At 70.2% G+C, this 20498-nt stretch carries 10 protein-coding genes; 3 read left to right on the top strand and 7 right to left on the bottom strand.

Annotated features, from left to right (window positions below):
• The first annotated feature begins 62 nt into the window (after window positions 1–62).
• Both RXV79_RS13870 and RXV79_RS13875 read left to right on the top strand, forming a co-directional pair.
• Window positions 63–3227 carry an ATP-binding protein gene (locus tag RXV79_RS13870; RefSeq protein ID WP_316698215.1) on the top strand — a complete coding sequence of 1055 codons (3165 nt, stop codon included), beginning with the start codon at window positions 63–65 and terminating at the stop codon, window positions 3225–3227.
• An 85-nt stretch (window positions 3228–3312) separates the two neighbouring features.
• Window positions 3313–3699 (top strand): cupin domain-containing protein, encoded by a 387-nt coding sequence (locus RXV79_RS13875; RefSeq protein ID WP_316698217.1) that lies wholly within the window; start codon window positions 3313–3315, stop codon window positions 3697–3699.
• A gap of 14 nt (window positions 3700–3713) precedes the next feature.
• On the opposite strand, the gene RXV79_RS13880 is transcribed toward RXV79_RS13875, so the two are convergent.
• The 6 genes from RXV79_RS13880 to RXV79_RS13905 form a co-directional block, all read right to left on the bottom strand.
• A complete protein-coding gene (locus RXV79_RS13880; RefSeq protein WP_316698219.1) occupies window positions 3714–7055 on the bottom strand; it encodes a PAS domain-containing hybrid sensor histidine kinase/response regulator in 3342 nt (1113 codons plus the stop codon).
• A 5-nt stretch (window positions 7056–7060) separates the two neighbouring features.
• Entirely contained in the window at window positions 7061–8212 is a 1152-nt protein-coding gene (locus RXV79_RS13885) for an HD-GYP domain-containing protein (protein WP_316698221.1), read from the bottom strand.
• 166 nt (window positions 8213–8378) lie between these two features.
• Window positions 8379–10103 carry a response regulator gene (locus tag RXV79_RS13890; protein WP_316698224.1) on the bottom strand — a complete coding sequence of 575 codons (1725 nt, stop codon included), beginning with the start codon at window positions 10101–10103 and terminating at the stop codon, window positions 8379–8381.
• A gap of 5 nt (window positions 10104–10108) precedes the next feature.
• A complete protein-coding gene (locus RXV79_RS13895) occupies window positions 10109–10477 on the bottom strand; it encodes a response regulator (RefSeq protein WP_316698227.1) in 369 nt (122 codons plus the stop codon).
• Between the two features lie 11 nt (window positions 10478–10488).
• Window positions 10489–11976 carry a PAS domain-containing sensor histidine kinase gene (locus RXV79_RS13900; RefSeq protein WP_316698229.1) on the bottom strand — a complete coding sequence of 496 codons (1488 nt, stop codon included), beginning with the start codon at window positions 11974–11976 and terminating at the stop codon, window positions 10489–10491.
• A 132-nt stretch (window positions 11977–12108) separates the two neighbouring features.
• Window positions 12109–13338 carry an NAD(P)H-dependent flavin oxidoreductase gene (locus RXV79_RS13905; RefSeq protein ID WP_413816611.1) on the bottom strand — a complete coding sequence of 410 codons (1230 nt, stop codon included), beginning with the start codon at window positions 13336–13338 and terminating at the stop codon, window positions 12109–12111.
• A 309-nt stretch (window positions 13339–13647) separates the two neighbouring features.
• Between RXV79_RS13905 and RXV79_RS13910 the strand changes: the two genes are divergently transcribed.
• Window positions 13648–14460 (top strand): helix-turn-helix domain-containing protein, encoded by an 813-nt coding sequence (locus tag RXV79_RS13910; RefSeq protein WP_316698232.1) that lies wholly within the window; start codon window positions 13648–13650, stop codon window positions 14458–14460.
• A 6-nt stretch (window positions 14461–14466) separates the two neighbouring features.
• Here the strand turns inward: RXV79_RS13910 and RXV79_RS13915 are convergent, their stop codons facing one another.
• Window positions 14467–20427: an AAA family ATPase gene (locus tag RXV79_RS13915; RefSeq protein WP_316698234.1), complete on the bottom strand. Its 5961-nt coding sequence runs from the start codon at window positions 20425–20427 to the stop codon at window positions 14467–14469.
• Window positions 20428–20498 lie beyond the last annotated feature (71 nt).

Below are 20498 nucleotides of genomic sequence, written 5' to 3' on the forward strand. Positions count from 1 at the left end.
CTGAAGCGTTCCTCGGCCTGCCACTGGTTGTGGCGCGCCGTCGTGCTCGGCACACTGCCGCCATGGACAGCCGCATCCCCTCTGCCGTCGACCCCTCGCAGGTCGAGGCGCACCTGCTTGGCACCTTCAGCGTCACCGTGGGCGGCACCCGCCTCGCCGACGAGCGCTGGCCGAGTCTGCGATCCGCGCATCTCGTTCAGCTGCTGGCGCTGGCGCCGCAGCACCACCTGGCGCGAGACCAGGTCATCGAATGCCTGTGGCCGCACCTCGACCCGGACGCCGGCGCCGCCAACCTTCGCAAGGCGGCGCACCACGCCCGCCAGGCGCTCGGCCGGCAGGATGGCGTGGTGCTGCAAGGCGGACAGGTGCAGCTCGCACCGGCGTCGCGAGTCGTCGTCGATGCCGTCGCCTTCGAGCAGCAGGCACAGGCCGCGCTGGCGTCGAGCGAGGCGCAGGCCTGCGCCGCGGCGGCCGATCTGTACACCGGCGACCTGCTGCCCGCCGCACGCTACGAACCCTGGACAGAAAGCGCCCGCGAACGGCTGCGCTCCCTGCAGACCGCCCTGCTGCGCGCCGCCGGCCGCTGGGAGGCGCTGGCCATGTTCGAGCCGACCGACGAGCCGGCACACCGCGAGCTCATGGCGCAGGCGCTCGAATCGGGCAACCGGGCGGTGGCGATCCGCTGGTACGCACGGCTGCGCCAGGCGCTGCAACAGGAGCTGGGCGTGCGGCCCGACGCTGCCACGCAGGCGCTCTACCGCCGCGCGATCGAGGGCCTGGAGCGAAGCGGCCCGATGCTGGTCGGCCGTGCGCTGACGCGTGCGCGCATCGATGCCTGGGCCGGCATGCCCCCACGCGAGCGGCCCGCGGGTCTTGTCGTGCACGGGCCGGCGGGCATCGGCAAATCGGCACTGGGCCGCGAGACGGCGAGCGAGCTGCGCGCTGCGGGGTGGACGGTGATCGAGGTCGCCGCCGCGTTGCCGGGCCGCTCGTTCGCGGCGTTGGCCGCGACGGTCGAGCCGCTGATCGTCGCCCGCCCGGAGTTGCTCGACGCGATCGGCCCCGCCGCGCGCTCGGTGCTGGCCCTGCTCACCCCGCTGGCCCTGCCCGCCGCGCCCCTGCCCGGGCCGCTCGGGCGGCACCAGTTGATCGGCGCGGTGCGGCGCCTGCTGTTGGCTGCCGCTGAGGGCCGCGATGTGCTGCTCCTGATCGACGACGCTCATTGGCTCGACGAGGCCGAGGTCGACGTGGTGATGCACCTCGCCTCGTCGGGCGCGCCGCTCTTCGTCTGGCTCGCGGCGCGGCCGCCGGCGGCCGGCTCGCCCCTCGCGCGCGGCGCGGCGCGCCTCGTGGCCGGTGGGCGGATGCAGGCGATCGACCTGGAGCCGCTCGCCGACGACGACATCCGCCTGCTCGCGGCTCAGGCGAGCCCCGCACCGCTTGCACCCGAGCTCGTCGATCGCATCGTGGCGCTGGCCGAGGGCAACCCCTTCGTGGCCACGGAGCTGCTGCGCGCCGCGGCACAGCCGGGCGCACGGTTGCCAGCCAGCGTGGCCGAGGCCATCACCAAGCGGCTGTGCGACCTGCCCGATGCGGCCCTCGACCTGCTGCGCCGTCTGGCGCTGGCCAACGACAGCTTCGATGCCCCGATGGCGGTGACGCTGGCACCCGCCGGCGAGGCGCAGGCCTTTGCGGTGCTCGATGCCGCACTGGCGAGTGGCGTGCTGGTGGTCGACGACGCGCGCTACCTCTTCCGTCACGAGCTGGTGCGGCAGGCGCTCATCGAACAGGTGGCACCGCACCGACGGCTGAAGCTGCACCGCGAGATCGCGCCTCGGCTGGCCGAGCTCGACGTGCCGGCTGCGCTCGTCGCGCGGCACTGGTTCGACGGTGGCAGCGTGGCCGAGGCCGTGCCCTGGCTGCTCGCCGCGGCCCACGAGGCCCTGCGCGTGGCCGCTTTCAGCGACGCGCTGCGCCACCTCGAGCCGGTGCTCGCGCATGCGCCATCTCACGCCGAGGCTTTGCGCCTGCGCGCCGAAGCGCTCGACGCGATGGGCGATGCCCGGGCGATGACGGCCTACCGTGCCGCGGCCGATGCCGAGGCCGGGCCACTGGCCGAAGACCTGCGTGTGAAGGCCGCGCTGGCGCAGATCAAGCAAGGCGACCCGAAGGGCGGCGTGGAGGCGCTGCAAGGCCTCAAGCCGAGCACGCCCGACGGGCGGCTCGCCGAAGCGCTGGCCTACAGCGGCGCGGCCGCGCTCGGGGCGATCGACCCGTCGATCGGCAGCGCCAAGTCGGCCGAGGCGCGACGCCTGGCGATGGAATCGGGCGACACCGCGGCGGTGGTCATCGCCTCATGGGCGCACGCCGCGGCGGCGCACGCACGCGGCGAGCTGCACCGCACGGTGCAGGCCGACCTGCACGACACCCGCCAGCTGCCGCACCTGGCGATGCGGGTGTTCGACGGGCAACTCTGCATGGTGCAGCGCTTTCTCTACGGCGCTCGCCCCTACCCCGAGGTGATCGCGTTCGCACAGGCCCTGGCGGATGAAGCGCGTCGACTCGGCGCCGCGCGTGGCGAAGCTTTCGGCATCACGATCCGCGGCGAAGCGGAGCTGCTGGCCGGGGATCTCGATGTGGCCGAGCGCCATCTCATGCAAGGCGCCGAACTGCACCGCACCATCGGTGCCGCCACGGGTGAATCGTTCGCGCTGCAACGGCTGGCCGAAGTGTCCATCCACCGCGGTCGCCTCGACGAGGCCCATGTCCGGCTCGACCAGGCGCTCGACCTCGCGCGCCAGACCGACGTGGGCTTCCACCTGCTCGACCGCATCTACGGCACCCGCATCGCACTCGCCGATCTCGAAGGCCAGGGCCGATGGGCACTCGACGACGCGCTGGAGGCGGTGCGCGGTCCACTCGAGACCTGTCCGGGTTGTCGCATCACCTTTGCGGTGCCGGCGGCGATCGCGGCCGCACGCGCCGGCGACGTCGCCCAGGCCGAGGCCCTGGGCGAGCAGAGTGCCTATCTCGCCAGCGTGGTGATGCGGCTGCCCGCGTGGCACGCGGCGCACGACGAAGTCGAAGGCCATCTCGCGCTGGCGCGCGGCACGCCGCCCGCTGATGCGCGGCGGCACTTCGAGACGGCGGCCCGGAAGTTTGCCGCTGCCGGCCACCCGCTCGATGCGGCACGCTGCCGCGAGCAGGAGCGCCGGCTCGAAGGGTGAACCCACCTCGGGAACGATCCAGGAACGGCCGCTGCGCAGCATCTCCACCCGTGCAATCCGCACGCACGACACACAGGAGATCGACATGCGCATCAACCGAGAAAACATCCCCGCCAAGATCGACGTGCCAGGCGCCCTGGCGCGACAGCAGCCCGGCTTCGGCGACGCGAACGGTTGCGGCGGCATGGCCGCCGAGTTCTTCACCCTGGGTGCCGGCACCGACATCGCGCCGCTGCTCAAGGGCCTGAAGGACGACTGCTGCCAGGCGCCACATTGGGGGTACATGATCCGAGGCGAGGTCGAGGTGAGCTACCGCGACGGCAGCGTCGACGTCTGCACCGACAAGGACCTCTTCTACTGGCCACCCGGCCACAGCGTGCGCGTCGTGCGCGACGCGGAGATCGCGCTCTTCAGCCCGGCGCACCAGCATGCCCACGTCATGGACCACATGCGCGAGGCGATGAAAGGCTGAGGCGGCCGACTCGATCAGGCAGTCGCCCGCAGGCTCTTCAGCACCTCCGTGGCGCCGACGAAATCGAAGCGCTGCAAATGGCGCTCGATGTCGTGCGCTGCCTCGCCGAAGCGGGCGTGGAGCGACTGGGCCAGTTCGGCGAAGCGGGCGATGGAATCGAAATTCGAACTGCCGAGAAGCGAGGCAAAGCCATCGAGCTCGCCGTCGGTCGCCTCCCGCGTTGCGGCCTGCGACGCGGCGGGCGCCGTGGTCGCCTTCGCCGGCAGCGGCTGCTCGTCGAGCGCCGCCTCGCCCGCGCGAGGTGGCAGCCATGCACTCAGCTCGGCATAGAGGCTCGCCGGCACGACCGGCTTGGTCACACGGCCATTCATGCCGGCGGCCAGGCACACCGCCAGGTCTTCGTCGAAGACGTTGGCGGTCACGGCGAGGATGGGCAGTCCTGCCAGCGCCGGGATCTGGCGGATGCGCCGCGTGGCTTCCAGCCCATCCATCTCGGGCATCTGCATGTCCATCAGCACCAGGTCGTAGCGCTCGCGTTGCACCTGGTCGAGCGCTTGCGTGCCGTTGCCCACCACGTCGACACACAGGCCTGCAGCGCGCAGGAACTCCAGCGCCACCTCCTGGTTGATGGGGTTGTCTTCTGCCAGCAGCACACGCGCGCCGCCGTGGCGGGCGCGCACGCTGTGCGCATCGGGCGCCTGTGCGGGCGTGAGCGCCTGCGCCGTCTCGCCCAGCTGCAGATTGGCGGTGAACCAGAACTCGCTGCCCACGCCGGGCTCGCTCGTCACACCGACCTCGCCGCCCATCCGCGCGGCCAGCCGCTGGGTGATGGCCAGGCCCAGGCCCGTGCCCCCGAAGCGGCGGGTTGTGGACGCGTCGGCCTGCACGAACGCGGCGAACAGGCGGTCGAGCTTGTCGGCCGGAATGCCGATGCCGGTGTCGCGCACCGCGAAGCGCAGGCGCACGCCGTCGTGGCGCCGCTCCAGCAGATTCACGCGCAGCGCGACACTGCCTTTCTCCGTGAACTTGACTGCGTTGCTCAACAGGTTGAGCAGCGCCTGCTTCAGGCGCGTGGCGTCGCCGCGCAGGCCATCGGGCACGTGGTCGGGTTCCACCACCACTGAGAGCCCCTTGGCCTCGGCGCGGTCGGCCACGAGCGAGCGGCTCGCGGCGAGCACGGCGCGCAGCGAGAAATCGGCGCTCTCGAGCTCGAGCTTGCCCGCTTCGATCTTCGAGAGGTCGAGGATGTCGTCGATCACCTGCAGCAGGTGCTCGGCCGCGCCGCTCACCTTGTCGAGCCGGTCGATGTCGGCCGGCGCGGTGGCGTCACGGCGCAGCAGGTAGGTCATGCCGATGATGGCGTTCATCGGCGTGCGGATCTCGTGGCTCATGTTGGCCAGGAAGACACTCTTGGCCCGGTTCGCGGCCTCGGCCCGGTCGCGCGAGAGCACCAGCTCCGCATTGGCGTCGTGCAGCTGCAGCTCCGTCTGGCGCACGGCGTCGAGGCTTCGGATGAGCGCGGCATTGAGTTCGTCGAGCTGGCGAGTGCGCTCCTTGACGAGCTCCTGCAGCCGGTGTCGATGCCGGTCGAGTTCGGCGCCCATGCGCTTGCGCTCGGTCACGTCTTCGCCGATGCACAGGTAGTGGGTCACCTGCCCGTCGGCCTGGCGGATGGGCGCCACGTGCACGAACTCGTCGTAGCCCTCGCCATCGCGCCGCACGTTGGTGAACTCACCGCGCCAGGTCTCGCCACGCAGGAGCGCCGCGCTGAGCTCGTCGCCGCGGGCGGCGGGCGCGCGCCCGAGCTGGAGCAGGTCGTCGTGAACGCCGACCGCCACGTCGCGCGTGTAGCCGGTGATCCGGGTGAAGGCGTCGTTCACGTACTCGATGCGGCCGCGCGTGTCGCGGATGGTGATGCCGATGGGGCACTGCTCCACCGCCATCGACAACTTGCGCAGCTGCTCCTCGGCGAGGTGGCGCTCGGTGATGTCGCTGAACGAGGTGACGACCGAACTCATCTCGCCGGCCGGCCCGTCGCACACCGGCTCGGCGTTCACCGTCAGCCAGCGCAGGGTGCCGCCCGATGGCGTGACGCCCACCAGCACGTCGTGGCAAGGCTTGCCGGTGGCGAGCGTGCGCGACAGGGGCAGCTCGGCCTCGTCCATCGGCGAACCGTCGGCGTGGCACGGAGAAAAGTGGTCCATGCAATGGCCCTGCCGCAGTTCGCCGAGCGCCATGCCGAAGAAGCGCTCAGCCCGCGGGTTGCAGGCGATGAGGCGGCCCTCGAGATCGAAGACCATGATGCCTTCGTCGAGCGCCGAGACGATCGAGCGGTACTGCGCTTCGCGCTCACGCACCGCGTCTTCGGCCAGGCGGCGATGAGTCACGTCGGTATGCACCGCCACCGCGCCCGCGAGGTCGCACGGCAGAGGCGTCACGCTCATCTGGAACCAGCGCTTCCCAGCCGGCGAGCTGCACGCGTATTCATGGGCGAACACCGGCAGCCGACCCGCCAGCACCGCCCCTACGCCGTCGGCCACGCAGGCGGCGTCTGCCTCGGAGAGGGAAGCGGCGAGGCGGCAGGCGTGGAGGTAGTCCGCCCCTTCGCCATACAGCGCCGGGTCGAGCCCACCAGCCTCGGCGAAGCGTTTCCACGCGGCGTTGAGCCCCACGATGCGGCCCGTGCCATCGAGCACGGCCATGTGGTCGAGCACCGAGTCTTCCACCGCCTGCAACAGCCGAGACGCTTCGCGCAGCGCCTGGTCGGCGCGCTCGCGTTCGGTGATGTCGCGGGCGATGCCGAACATGCCGGTCACCTGCCCGGCCTCGTCGCGCAGCGGTCCCTTGGTGACGAGGAACACCCGCGAGCCCTTGGCGGTGCTCAGGGCCTCTTCGTAGGTGCGGGTCTCGTTGCCCGCGATCACGGCGGCGTCGTTGCGTTGAATTGCAGCCGCTTCGGCGGGCGAGAAGAACTCAGCGTCGCTGCGGCCGAGCACGCTCTCGTTGCCGGGCGCGAGCACCCGCTGGGCCTCGCGGTTGCACATCAGGTAGCGGCCCTCCAGGTCTTTCGCGAAGATCGCGTCGCTGGAGCCGTCGGCGATCTCCTGCATCAACGCGAGCGCCTGCAGGTGGCGCAGGTGGCGGTCGCGCGCATCGCGGGCCCGGTCGTACTTGCTCAGCACGCAGTAGAGAAGCGCTGCCGTCAGCGCGACGAAAACCCACCCCTTGGCCGACGACAGCAGGGCGAGCGTCCCCACGTCGTGCACCACGGCGGCGAGCAGCCAGTCGGAGCCGCCGATCCAGAAAGAGCCCGCCAGCAGGTAGCCGATGGCCGGGCGAAGGGCCGAGCGTGCCATGCCCGTCAGGCCATTCGTTCTGCTGGTTCGGTGGCGGGCTGCGCAGGCGCCGGCTCCGCGGCCGGCACCTCGTCCGCATCATCAGGTCGGCGGCGGGCGATCTCGCAGAATTCGTCGAACGCTTCGAGGAAGATGTCCAGGAGGACAGGGTCGAATTGCCGGCCGCGCCCGGCGGCCATCGTCTCGCGCGCCACGGCAGGCGGCATCGGGGCCTTGTAGCTGCGCCGCGAGATGAGCGCATCGAACACGTCGGCAATCGCCATCAGGCGGGCCGCCAGCGGAATGGCGTTGCCGGCCAGGCGGTCGGGGTAGCCGGTGCCGTCCCAGCGTTCATGGTGATGGCGGGCAATCTGCGTGGCATACATCAGGAAGCCGGGGGGCTGCTGCAGGTCGGCCACCGCGCGGCCGATGGCGTCGGCGCCCAGCGCCGCATGGGTCTTCATCACCTCCCACTCGTCGGCGGTGAGCTTGCCGGGCTTCAGGAGGATGCGGTCGGGGATGCCCACCTTGCCGATGTCGTGCAATGGCGCCGACTTGGCGATCAGCGCCACGCTGCGCTCGCTGAGCTCGTCACAGAACTGCGGCAGCAGGCGGGCGCGCTGCGCCAGCAGCTGCACGTATTCCTGCGTGCGCAGGATGTGGTTGCCGGTCTCGTTGTCGCGTGTCTCGGCCAGGCGGGCCAGCGCGCGCATGGCCACGTCCTGGATGAGCCGGTTCTCCTGCATCTGCCGCAAGACCTCCTTTTCTAGGCCGGCCTTGTCGCGCTTGAGCGCATCGCGTGCGCGCTTCAGCGCGAGGTGCGTCTGCACGCGTGCCAGCACGATCGCCGGCCGCAGGGGCTTGGTGATGTAGTCGGCGGCGCCGAGGTGCAGGCCCTGCTCCTCTGCCTCCGTCGCGCACATGGCGGTGGTAAAGATGACGGGGATATCGCGCGTCTCGGGCGTGGCTTGCAGAGCGGCGAGCACCTGGTAGCCGTTCATCTCCGGCATCATCACGTCGAGCAGGATGAGGTCGGGCCCGGGCTGGCGCGCGGCCAGCTGCAGGGCCCGCAAGCCGTCGGTGGCCGCGAGCACGCGGTAGTCGTTCTTGAGCAGCTCGCCGAGCACCGTGAGGTTCTCGGGGCTGTCGTCCACGATGAGGATCGTTTCTTGTGACATGAAGGCTCCCTGGGTCGTCGGCCCGGGGGTTGTCTCTGTCGGGCGATCGAGTGGAGGCGAGTGTGTGGACCTCGCCCCGCACGCCCCTTGACGGCCGTCAAGCCCTCGCGGCAGCCGGCGCGCACAGGGCTGCCGCCCGTGGCGTGCGTCACGCCCTGCGGGCGAATCAGGGGCCGCTGCCGATGCTGAAGTAGAAGGTCGCGCCCTGCCCCGGCCGGCCTTCGGCGCGGATCTGGCCCTGGTGCCGGTCGATGATGCGCTTGACGATCGACAGCCCCAGGCCGAAGCCCTCGTAGCGTGCACCGTGCAGGCGCTGGAAGGGGTGGAAGAGGCGCTCCGCCTGCGCGTCGCTGAAGCCCACGCCGTTGTCGCGCACGAAGAAGACGGGGTGGCCCTGCTCTTCGCCCGCCCCCACCTCCACCTGCGGCGCCGACCCCGCGCTTGCGAACTTCACCGCGTTGGTGATCAGGTTCACGAACACCTGGCGCAGCAGCGTCGGGTCGGCGTCGACCTGCGGCAGCTCGCCGACGGTCACCTGCACCGGCGGCCGGTCGGCCGGCTGCGGCAGGGCCGCCACCACCTCGCGCACCAGGGCCTGCGTGTCCACCCGCTGGCGGTGCAACTCGGCCTCGCTCGCGCGGGCCAGCGCGAGCAGCGCGCTCACCAGCCGCTCGGTGCGCTCGGCGCTCTGGGCGATGAGGCCGAGCATCTGCGAGGCGCGGTCGAGCTGCCCGGCCTCGAGGAATTCGCCCGCCTTGCGCGACGCGCCGGCGATGCCGCCGAGCGGGCCGCGCAGGTCGTGCGAGACGGTGCGGTTGAAGCTCTCCAGCCCGCCGATGATCTCGCGCAGCTGCGCGGTGCGGCTTTCCACTCGCTGCTCCAGCGTCTCGTTGGCGATCTGCAACTGCTCGGCGCTTTGCTTCATCGCGAGGTAGAGGCTGCCGTTCTCGTAGATGCGGCCCGCCTGCGCGGCGTGGATGCCGAGCAGGCGTTCGTCGTCGGCGCTGAAGGTTTCGGCGCCGAGCTTGTCAATCAGCAGGATCCACCCATACGACTGCTGCAGCGACACGATGGGCGCCACGAGCCCGCTGGTGAAGGGCGGGCAGCTCGCGGGGAACCCGAGCCGCGCCGGGTCGCCCGCGGGGTTGAGGAAGCGGCGCGGCACACGCTCCTGCATCACCAGGCCCAGCACGCCGGCGGTGAGGTCGCGCGGGTCGAACGGGGTCGAGCTTTCGGGGTCGAGGCCCCAGGTGGCGAAGTGCACCGTGTCTTCGCCGTTCTTGTGCCGAACGCCGAGGATGGCGTAGCGCGCACCGATCAGGTCGCGCGCGCCGCGGCACACCTGGTTGAGCAGTGCGAAGGGGTCACGCTCGGACGCCAGGCGCAGGTTGAGCTCGGTCAGCGCCGAGAGCCGCTGGTTGGCATGGAGCAGCTCGTTGGATTGCGCCACCAGCTTGTCGGTCACGAGGCGAAGGTGCTCGCGGTCGAAGTCGTCGGCGGCAACCGCGGGCTCGCGCGGGCGCTCGTGGGCGAGCGCGGCGGTCACCACATCGAGGATCTCCTGCGGCTCGCAGGGCTTGAAGAGGATCCGGGTCACGCCGCACGAGGCGGCGAGCGTGCGCGCCTCGCTCTCCATGAAGGTGGCGGTGCAGAAGATCACGTCGGTGTGGGCGATGGCCGCGTCGGCGCGCAGGCGGCGCACGAACTCGTAGCCGTCCATCGTGGGCATGAGGATGTCGCAGATCACGAGCGAGGGCTGCGCTGCGCGCACCTTCACCAGCGCCTCGGCCCCGTCGGCCGCCTCGTCGACCTGGTGCCCGGCATACCCCAGCAGCGTGACGATCAGGTCGCGGTTGGTGGCATGGTCGTCGACGACGAGTACACGGGCCATCGGCGTCACCCCGGGGGCAGGAAGGCCTCGATCTGCTGCACGAAGGTCTCGGGCTCGATGGGCTTGGAGACGTAGCCGTCGAAGCCGGCCCGCCGCACCTTTTCTTCGTCGCCCGCCATCGAAAACGCCGTCACGGCGACGATGGGCACGCTGGCCATCGACCCGTCGCCCTTGAGCTGATCGAGCACCCCGTAGCCGTCGAGCACCGGCATCTGCAGGTCGCAGACGATGAGCTCGGGCCGCTCCCGGCGCGCCATGCTCACACCCGCCTTCCCGTCGGTCGCCAGGAGCACCGTGTGCCCGTGGTGCTCCAGCAGGTATTGCGCGAGTTCGAGGTTGGCGGGGTTGTCTTCGATGACGAGGATGCGGGCCATGGCGGTGTTCCTCAGGCTTGGGGCAAGAGTTGCAGCACGAATCGGCTGCCCTGCCCTGGCGTGCTCTCGAAGGTGATGCGCCCGCCCAGCAGCTCGGCGAGGCGCTGGCTCAGGTGCAGCCCGAGGCCGGTGCCTTCGGCCGCACGCGGGCGCATGCTGCCGGCCTGGCTGAAGGGGACGAAGAGCTTGGCCTGCTCCTCGGGCGGAATGCCGACGCCGGTGTCGTCGACCGTGACCTGCAAGGCATCGCCCACGCCGCTCGCGGTGACCGTCACGCTGCCGCTGTCGGTGAACTTCACCGCATTGCCGGCGAGGTTGAGCACGATCTGGCTGAGTGCGCGGCGGTCGGTCGTCCACACCAGCGGCGATGCGGGCAGCACGGCGACGAGCTGCAGGCCTTTCGCCTCGGCCTGGTTGCGAAGCGTGGCCACCACCTCGTCGATCACCGCGCAGCAGTCGACCGGCGCCAGCGCGAGGTCGACCTTGCCGGCTTCGATCTTGGCCACATCGAGCAGGTCGTTGATGAGCGCGAGCAGGTGGCGCGCGCTCGTCTGCACGGTGCGCAGCTGCTTGTACTGGTCGGGCGTGAGCGGCCCCGGCAGCCCCATCAGCAGCGTGCCGGTGAAGCCGATGATGGCGTTGAGCGGCGTGCGCAGCTCGTGGCTCATGCTGGCGAGGAACTTGTCCTTCGCCTGGTTGGCGGCGGCGAGTTCGATGTTCTTTTCCTGCAGGGCGCGCTCGAAGCGCTTGCGTTCGCTGATGTCGCGGATGGCGCTCATCACGAACGCGGTCTCCTCGGTGCGCAGCGGAGAGAGGCTGATCTCGATGGGGAACTCGGTGCCGTCCTTTCGCACGCCAGCGAGGTCGAGGCCGGAGCCCATGGCGCGCTTGCGCGGCTGCAGGAAGTAGTTGGAGCGGTGCACCACGTGCGATCGGCGGTAGCGCTCGGGCAGGAGGATATCGACCGGCTTGCCGCGCAGTTCGCCCGGCTCGTAGCCGAAAAGGCTTTCGGCCTGGCCGTTGGCGATGACGATGTGGCCGGTGGGGTTGGCCATCACGATGCCGTCGGGCGTGGACTCGAGCAGGTCGCGAAAGCGCGCCTCCATGAGCTTGGCGTCTCGCTGCACCTTGATGTCGGTCACGTCCTTTTCCGACATGAGGATCAAGGGCCGGCCCGTGTTGGCGAGCAGCTTGGTGGTGACGTCGACGCAGAGCATGGAGCCGTCTTTGCGGCGGCGCACCGATTCGAAGGTCACGGATCGGGAGTCGATGGTGTCGGCGAGCGCCTTGCGCTGCTCGGCCACACGATCCGGCGGCACGACGAGCTCATGCACGCTGCGACCGATGGCTTCGCTGCTGTCATACCCGAAGCTCGCCTGTGCGCCCCGGCTCCAGTGCTCCACCCGGCCGTCGGGGCTGAGCACCATGCAGGCGTCGGGCAGCTCCTGGGCGAACAGGGTGGCAGCATCGAAGGGGGCGTCGGCAGCCGCTGCGTCCATGCGAAGGAACAGGTGTTGGGGTGCCGACCATTGGAGCATCGGGCACCCCCGGGTGCACCTGTCACACCTTGCACGGGTAGGGGCATAGCCGCCTCGCACGGCGGCGAGGGGTATGCGGTGCTACCGGCCCTTTCAGGCAGCTGCGGGCATGGGGCTCAGAAGCCGATCCAGCAGATCGCGCACGCTGCGGATCTGCGGGCCGAAGGGCAACGCGCCCACGCCGCGGAAGAAGAGGCCCTTCCGCGTGTCGCCGCGCAGCGCCGCACCGAGCTGGTGATCGATGCAGAACTGACCCCAGCCGGGCAGCCCGTCGCGCAGCCCGCATTGCGCCAGGCAGTCGAAGGCCTTGGTGCAGCGCTTGCGCGCATGCGTGACCTTCTGCAGCCGGTCTTCGATCTTCAGATAGGCGCGCAGCCACGGCGTGCCCACGGCGCGCGCCGGCAGGCCGGCCACGCTCGTGAACTCGACCATGTCTTCATCGCGCGCTTCGGCCAGCACGCGCTTGAACGCGATGTCGGCATCGCACTCTTCGGTGACGGCGAACGGCGTGCCCAACTGCACCCCCGCCGCGCCCAGGCCTTGCAGGCGGGCGATGTCGCCGTGGCTGCGCACACCACCAGCGGCGATCAGCGGCACCTCGCGTTCGAGGCCCGCCGAGCGCAGGAACTCGCGCGCCTGCGGCAGCACGTTTTCGAAGTCGAAACGCGTGTCCTGCAGGTCGGCCACGCGCGCCGCACCCAGGTGGCCGCCGGCCAGTCGCGGGTGCTCGATCACGATGGCATCGGGCACGCGCTTCTTGCGCTCCCACTTGCGCACGATGAGCTGCACACCGCGCGCGTCGGAGAGGATAGGAATGAGCAGCGCCTTCGGATGGTCTTGCGCGAGGTCGGGCAGGTCGAGCGGCAGGCCGGCGCCGACCACCACCGCGTCGATGCCGCACTCGAGCGCGCGCCGCACCGAACTCGCGTATTCGCTCACCGCACGCATCACGTTGATCGCGACCATGCCCCTGCCCCGCGCAGCCTTGCGCGCAGCGTTCACCTCGCGCTCCAGGGCTTCGAGGTTCGCCTCGTCGATGCAGGCCTTAGCTTCGGCCTCGCGGCCGATCTTCGCGGCCAGGCCCTGGGTGCGCTCCATGAGGTCGGGGTGATGGCGGCGCAGGTCGACCGACGAGATCGTGCCCACCCCGCCCCAGCTCGCCACCGCACCGGCCAGACGATGCGCCGAGATGCCCACCCCCATGCCCCCTTGCACCACGGGAAGGAGCGTGCGACCGGCCAGGGTCATGGGCGCCAGGCCGCTGTGCGCGAGCGCAGGGGCGATGGACGGGTCGATGTGGGGCAAGGCTATGGGCGCGTTCATGGCCGGCGAGGCTACCGGGCGGGCCGGCGCTGCGCATTGCGGTGCATCAAACACCTCGCGGGAAAACGATAGGCCTCGGTGCAAGCCGTTCGCAAGATCGTGCAATTCAAACCTGCAGGAGCGCCCCACACTGCGTCGCCAAGTCCTGAGCCTGCGATCTTCGTTTTTCAGGCGCCCGCGATTTCCTGTGGTGTCTCCTACTCTTTGCACCGGGCGCCTCTTTTCTTGTTCCCCTAGGCACAAACCATGAGCAAACCGACAACAAGCTACAAGCCTTGACGAGGGAGTGGCGGCACCATCTCAGTGGCCATGTCCACCCTGTTGAACCTGAGTTCCCGTCTGCTGTCGCTGTCGAAGGACGCATGGCTCCACATCTTCAGCCACGGCTTTCTGTTCGTGGGGAATGGTCTGGCCTATGAGTCGATGCGCATCACCGCATCGATCCTGATCTCGCTGACAGGGGAGCCTTTCGAGATCGAAGTGGCTGGCGGGCGGCAACGGGGCAATGCCTTCCTGCTGCGGCCTGGTGTGTGGCGCTGCATCGCCGCCCAGGATGTGCCAATCGTGAGCATCGGCCTGTGCCCCACGCACGACACCTTTCGCGCCTTCAGCACCTGCACCGACCCGGTCGACGCGTGGGAGCTTCCGCGAGAGCTCTTCGCCGATTGCGACGACCGCTTCCACGCCGCTCGCGCGGGCCTGCTGAGCCCGATGGAAGCCGCGGCCACGTCCTCGCTGGTCATCGACCGCACGCGCCAGCTCCTGCCACAGACGGCCCCGCTCGACCCGCGCATCGAGCGCGTGCGCGAGCTGCTCGACGAAGCGCCCGACACTTCGATGAAGCGCCTGGCCGGTGAGGTGGAGCTGTCGTACCACCGGCTGTCGCACCTTTTCTCGCAGCAGATGGGCATCACGCTTCGCATGTATGCCATCTCGCGCAAGCTCGACCTCGCAGCCATGATGGCCGGCCAGGGGCTCAACCTGACGCAGATCGCGCTGAACTCGGGCTTCGCCGACTCGGCGCACTTCTGCCGCACCTGGATGCGCTCGATCGGGAGCCCGCCTTCCGCGCTGCTGAGCAGCCAGAAGGTGGGGATCCGGTCGCTCTACGGTCCAGGCTGAGCGGGCTCAGGTCTTCGCCGCCGCCAGGCGGCTGCGCAGCGCGTCGAACGACATCGCGGCGTGCAGCGACGCGGCGAACTTGTCCGGCAGGCTGATCACCGTCTCGAAGGGGCGGAAGTCGGCGTTCTCACGGTCGTCGAGGAAGCGGATGGCGATCGAGCCGCCCTCCTTTTCCAGGAACGCGCGCACGGCATCCATGCCGACCCCGCGGCCCGACACCTCGGTCACCTGTTCGGCGGTCGAGAAGCCCGAGCGGAAGATGAGCTGGGCCACTTCCTCGGCGCTGGTGCTGGCGCCGCGCGTGAGCAGGTTCTGCTCCAGGGCCTGTTTGCGGATCTTGCCGAGCGCGAGACCGCGACCGTCATCCTTCAAATGGATCCACAGCTTGCCGTCGTCCACGCGCAGGCGCAGGTCGATGCGGCCCGCTTCGGCCTTGCCGGCCTGGGCGCGCTGGGCCGGTGCTTCGATCCCGTGGTCGACCGAGTTGCGCAGCAGGTGGGTGAAGAGGTTCTTCAGGAGCGACGACGCCTGCGTGCGCACCATCAGGCCGTGGTCTTCGATGTGCACCTGCGGCGCCGCCTTGCCCAGCTCCTGGGCCAACGACGGCAGCGACTCGATCGTGCCCGCGAGGATCTCGCCGATGGGCTTGGTGCCCAGCATGTGCAGCGTGCTGCCCACGTGCTGCAGCGCGAGGCGCATCGCGTTGGCGTCGCTGTGGTCCACGCCCATCAGCAGCGAGAGCGTCTCGGCCACGGTGTCGCGCTCGACCATCAGGAACTTCTCGACGGCCGCACGCCGGCCCGGGCCCTTGCGGCCGAGCACGGTGTCGTTCACATGGGCGTACTGCTCGATCAGCTCACTCACTTGCGCGAGTTCGGCCAGCAGCACCGGCTGCTCCCACGCGGCTTCGGCATCCTTGCGCAGGTCGTCGTAGTGCTGCTCGGTGGTGTGCACCTGGTTGGTGAGCCCAAGGAAGCCATACGTCCGCGCGTTGCCCTTGATGGTGTGCATGTTGCGGAACAGCAGGTTGATCGCGTCGAGGTTCTTCCCGGCCGTCTTCTCGATCAGCGCCTTGTTCTCGGCGAGGAAGCCGCGGGCCGAGTCGATGAACTCGTGGAACTTCTCCTGGCTCACCGCGAGGATCTCGCCGATCACCTGCAGCTCGCGCTTGCGGGCGTTGGCTTCGGCTTCCAGGCGCTTGAGTTCGGTCACGTCGCGCACGCAGAGCATGAGCTTGTCGACCGTGCCTTCGTCGTTGGCAATCGGCGACCACGAGAGGGCCAGCGACTTCACGCTGCCGTTGGCCAGCGTCTTGTCGAACTCACTCACCAGCAAGTGCGAGTTGAACTCGTAGTTCATCTCGTCTTCGCCGATCACCGAGGCGATGGCCGCATCCACCTGTGAGAGCAGGTCGGCACCCAGGCTGGTGTTGGTGAAGATGAGGTCCATCAGCGAGGCACCGGCGATCTCCTTCGTCTCGAGGATGGTCTCCAGGTAGGCCGAGTACTCGGGGTGGATGGTGCCGCCCGAGACCACCGTGAGCACGCCCTGCGGCATGTTCTGCAGCATCGCGTTGATGTCGTTGGTCTTCTGGCGCACCTGGGCGGTGCGCTCGGCCACGCGCTTTTCGAGCGAGGCATACAGCAGCGCGTTGTCCAGCGAGACCGAGAGCTGGCCGGCGATCAGCGCCACCGAGTCGAGGCGGTCGCCGCTGAAGGCGTTGCGGCGCTGCCGGTTCTCGAGCACCAGCATCGCGTGCAGATGGCCCTGCTTGACGATCGGCGAGAACATCATCGAGCACTGCTCGAGCTTCTGCGCAAAGGCGTCTTCCGAGAATCGCTCGTCGCGCACCACGTCTTCGATCAGCAGCAGCTCGCGGGTGCGCTCGGCGTAGCGGAAGGCCGAGAGGGCCAGCTCGCCGGCCGCACCGGCCTCGTCCACCGTCTGCGGCTTCGCATCGCCCAGCGTGTGCGCCATCACCCAGTCGGTCGAGCCCTCTTCCGGCCGCACGATCAGCTGCACGCCGGTCGCGCCGGTGATGGTGCCCAGCACCTTGCCCACGCGGTCGGTCAGCCTGGCGAGCACCGTCTCGGAGCTCAGCGCCTGCGAGGCGCGCAGCACGGCCATCAGGTCGAGCATTTCGGCGCCGACCACGGCCGTGGTCTTGCCTGAGTCGCTGCGCGAGAGGCCCTTGCCCGAGCGCAGGAAGGCATGCTGGCGGCGCAGCTCCTTCACCTTGCCGGCGGCGCCCCAGGCGTCGTACATCTCGCACGCAGCCGAGAGGATGGGCTTGGCCGCTTCTTCCATGCCCTGCGACAGGCGGAAGAGCGCCGCTCGCTCATGGATCAACGCCTTGTGCCACGGGCGCGACACATCCTTCGCGGCAGCCAGGGCGGCATCGAAGGCCGCACCGGCCGTCCACACCGACTCCAGCGCCCAGGCACGCTCGGCGTCCAGCCACACCGCAAGGTGGGCGAAGTTGGCCGGCGCGTCGGCGGCACGCGCCTTCACGAAGGCCACGGTCGTGTCGAGTTCCTCGATCAGCTTGGCACGGTCTTCCTCGGCGGCGCTGCGCAGCTGGTCGGCCAGCGAGACGCCGCGCAGCACGCGCGCCACGGCGCCGAGGTAGTAGCCCGGCGTGCGGGGCGACAGCGCCACCGCCATCGCACTGTGCTTCGCCAGGGCCGCCATGTCGCCAAACAGCGCGGCGCGGATGGTGGCCACCATCTGGTATGTCGCAGCCGTCGTGCCGGTCGGGTCGATCTTGGTGATGTAGTCGGCTTCGTCGAAGCCGTCGTCGCTCAGCGAGCCGGCCGCCTTGGTCTCGCCGCGCAAGGCCCGCTGCAGCTGCAGGCGCGGCTGATAGCGCTGCTGGAAGTCCACGTTGCGCTGCGACACGGCAAAGTCGAGCCCGGCCTTCACCTCCGGCGTCGCCTGGGCCAGCGTGGGCATGCAGTCGAACGCCACGTCGCTTGCGACGTAGCTGAAGGCGACGAAGGGCTCGCGCATGCGCATCAGGTCGGCGCGGGCGCGGTGGAATTCCGCGAGGATCGTCTCGAGCGGGTCGATCCAGTGCGCAGCCGAGATCGCGAAGATGCAGCGGCCCAGCGCCTGTGCCTGCTCGAAGCCGCGCCTCTCGCACACCTCGATCACGTGGCGGCCCACGGCGTGGGCACCGCGGAAGTCCTGCGGGGCCCCGACCAGCACGAACGGCAGCGACGAGATCGAGCCGGCCAGCCGGCTGTGCGGGCCATGTTCGACCCAGATCTTGTGCGCGAGCAGCGTGAGCCAGGCCCATGTCGGCGGGTCGGCAAAGTAGGCCGGCGTCGTGGTCTCGGGCAGGCTCTGGGCCTGGGCCAGCTCACGCCCGCCGCTGATCTCGGGTCGGTCGAAATCGCGCAGGCGATCCTCGCTGCGGATCCAGCCGACCAGGCGCCCCACGCCGGCCGCGAGGTCCGGGCGGATGTCGGCGGGCTTCGGCAGATCCAGGCGCGCCAGCAAGTCGAGGCCGGCCTTCATGGCGTCGACAAACTTGCTGCGCGCCACCAGGCTGTAGATCTGATGGCGCAGTGCACCGCTCAGCAACTCGGGCGCGAAGCCGGCCTCGAGCATCGATTGATAGACCGCGTCCACATCGTTGTGGCGGCCGAGTTCGAAGAGCGCCTGCAAGCGCTTGACGCCCAGATCGAACACCACCTGCTGCTCGTCGGCGCCTGCCACCAGCTCGAGCGACTGCAAGGCGGCGTGCAGGAAGCGCTCGGACGCATCGATCTGGCCGCGCGCACGCAGCGCATCGCCCTCGCCTTCGAGCAGCTTGGCGACGCGGCGGCGCTCGCTCGCGTCGAGCGTGTCGGCGGCGGTGAGGCCGGCGTGGAAATACTGCGTGGCGACCAGCGCTTCGGGCCGCTTGGCGGCGTCGAGCTGGCGCGCGAAGCCCAGGTGCAGCGCGCGGCGGTCGGCATCGGCGAGCGTGGCCAGTGCAGCCTCGCCCACGCTGGGCCGCGGCAGCGCGGGCCCGTTGTCGCCTTCGACCACGAGGCCGTCGTCGATGGCCGGGGCGAGCGCCTTGCGCAGGCGTGCCTTGGTCTGGCCGGTGGTGGCAATGAGGTCGTCCCAGCCGGCGTGGCCACCAAGGGCCGCGAGGGCGTGGACCCCTTCGACCGCCGCCTTCGGCAGCGCGGCGATGCGCGCCTGCAGCTCGGCCGGGCTGGCGGCGCCGACATAGCGGCGCACCGCATCGGCGTTCCACTCCCAGCGGGCGTCGCCGAGGGTCAGCACATTGTCGGCGCGCAAGGCATTGAGCAGCGCGAGGATGCGGCCGGGGCGGTGCTGCGTGTGGCGCTCGAGCGTGGCCGCGAGCGGGCCGGCCTCGTCGACCGACATGCGCAGCACGCTTGCGATCATCTGGGCGGCAGCGTCGGCCGAGAGCGGCGCGACGGCGAGTTCGACGGGGGCAGCGTCCTTCAGGCGGCCGGCCAGCTCGGCCGGGCCGGCGCCCACCAGAAGCAGGCCGGGGATCGGCTGGCGCCGGGCTTCGGCGCTCACGGCGGCCAGCAGCTTGAAGGTGAGCGACGGCGCGTGCTGCAGGTCGTCGGCCACCATCACCACCGGCCGCTCGGCGCTGGCCAGCGCGCGCAGCAGGCGCACGGCGGCGTCGGCGATGGCCGCTTCGGCATCGCCTTCGGGTTCGACGGCGGGGTGCTCGCCCAGCAGGCTCTGGAACTCAGGCAGCTGCGCCACGCCATAGCCGAGGCGGCCGTCGAGGGCGGCCAGGAGCTTCTCGCGCATCTGGGCCAGTTGATCGGTCGGCAGGGCCACCAGCTGGCGGCCGAGGGTGCTGAAGCCGCCAAGCGCATGCGCGCTGACGTCCGCCGACTGAGGCGTGAAACGACCGCCGGCATACCAGGCGCGACGCGTGGCGGCGATGGTGCGCAGCTCTTCGATCAGGGCCGACTTGCCGACCCCGGCGTCGCCTGCGATCCACAGCACGGGTTGCTGGCCTTCAGCCGTGGCGTCGAACACCGCGCGCAGGCGCGCGATTTCCTTGTCACGGCCGAAGCGGGTGGCCGGCGCCTTGAATTCGGCACCGAAGTCGAAGGCACCGAGCTCGAACGATTCGACTTTCTTTGCGGCCAGGCCGCGCTGCAAGCGCTGCAGGTCCTGCGCCAGGCCCTCGGCGCTCTGGTAGCGCTTCTCGGGCTCCTTGGCGAGCAAGCGCATCACCATGTCCGACAACACGGCTGGCAGCTCGGGCACGCGCGCGGCGGGCGCCTCGGGCATCTGCACCAGGTGGGCGTGCACGAGTTCGAGCAGGTCTTCGGTCTCGAAGGGCTTGTGGCCGACCAGCGCCTGGTAGAGGGTGACGCCGAACGAATAGAGGTCGGAGCGGGCATCGGGCACACGCCCTGTGCGGCCGGTGTGCTCAGGCGACATGTAGGCCCAGGTGCCGGCGATCTCGGCGTCGCCCTTCGCCTCGGCTTTGGCCGCGATGTCGGCTTCAGCCAGCATCGAGATGTTGAAGTCGATCAGCGTCGGCGCGAGGGTTTCGGGGTGGATCAGCAGGTTGCCGGGGCCGATGTCCTTGTGCACCACACCGGCCTTGTGCACGGCGGCGAGGATGCGGGCCGCGCCCAGCGCGTAATCGACCGCCTGCGCCACGCTCAGGGTGTGCTCGCGCAGGTAGTCGGCGAGCGACATGCCGCCGTCGTCGCGCAACACCAGGGTGTCGGCCGCGGGCGTTTCCAGCACCACCGGCACGCCGGCCACATGCGCCACCCGGCGCAGCATGCTCAGCTCATGGCCGAGGCGGCGCACGGCCGGGGCACCGATGGCCTGTTTCACCACCACACGCTGGCCGTCTGGCTGGGTGCGACGCAACACGCAGGCCTGTTCGGTGCGGTAGAGCACCACTTCGGTCGGCTGGAGGGCGGGCACGCTGGCGGCAGTCGGCTGGGTTCGCTTTGTCATTTGGGGTGGGACCTTGTGGTGAAGACCCGGGCGAGGCGGCCCAGGGGTTGTCTACGTTCGATATCGGCCGA

This window comes from Piscinibacter gummiphilus (assembly GCF_032681285.1).
In the GTDB taxonomy this organism is placed as follows: Bacteria; Pseudomonadota; Gammaproteobacteria; order Burkholderiales; family Burkholderiaceae_C; genus Rhizobacter; species Rhizobacter gummiphilus_A.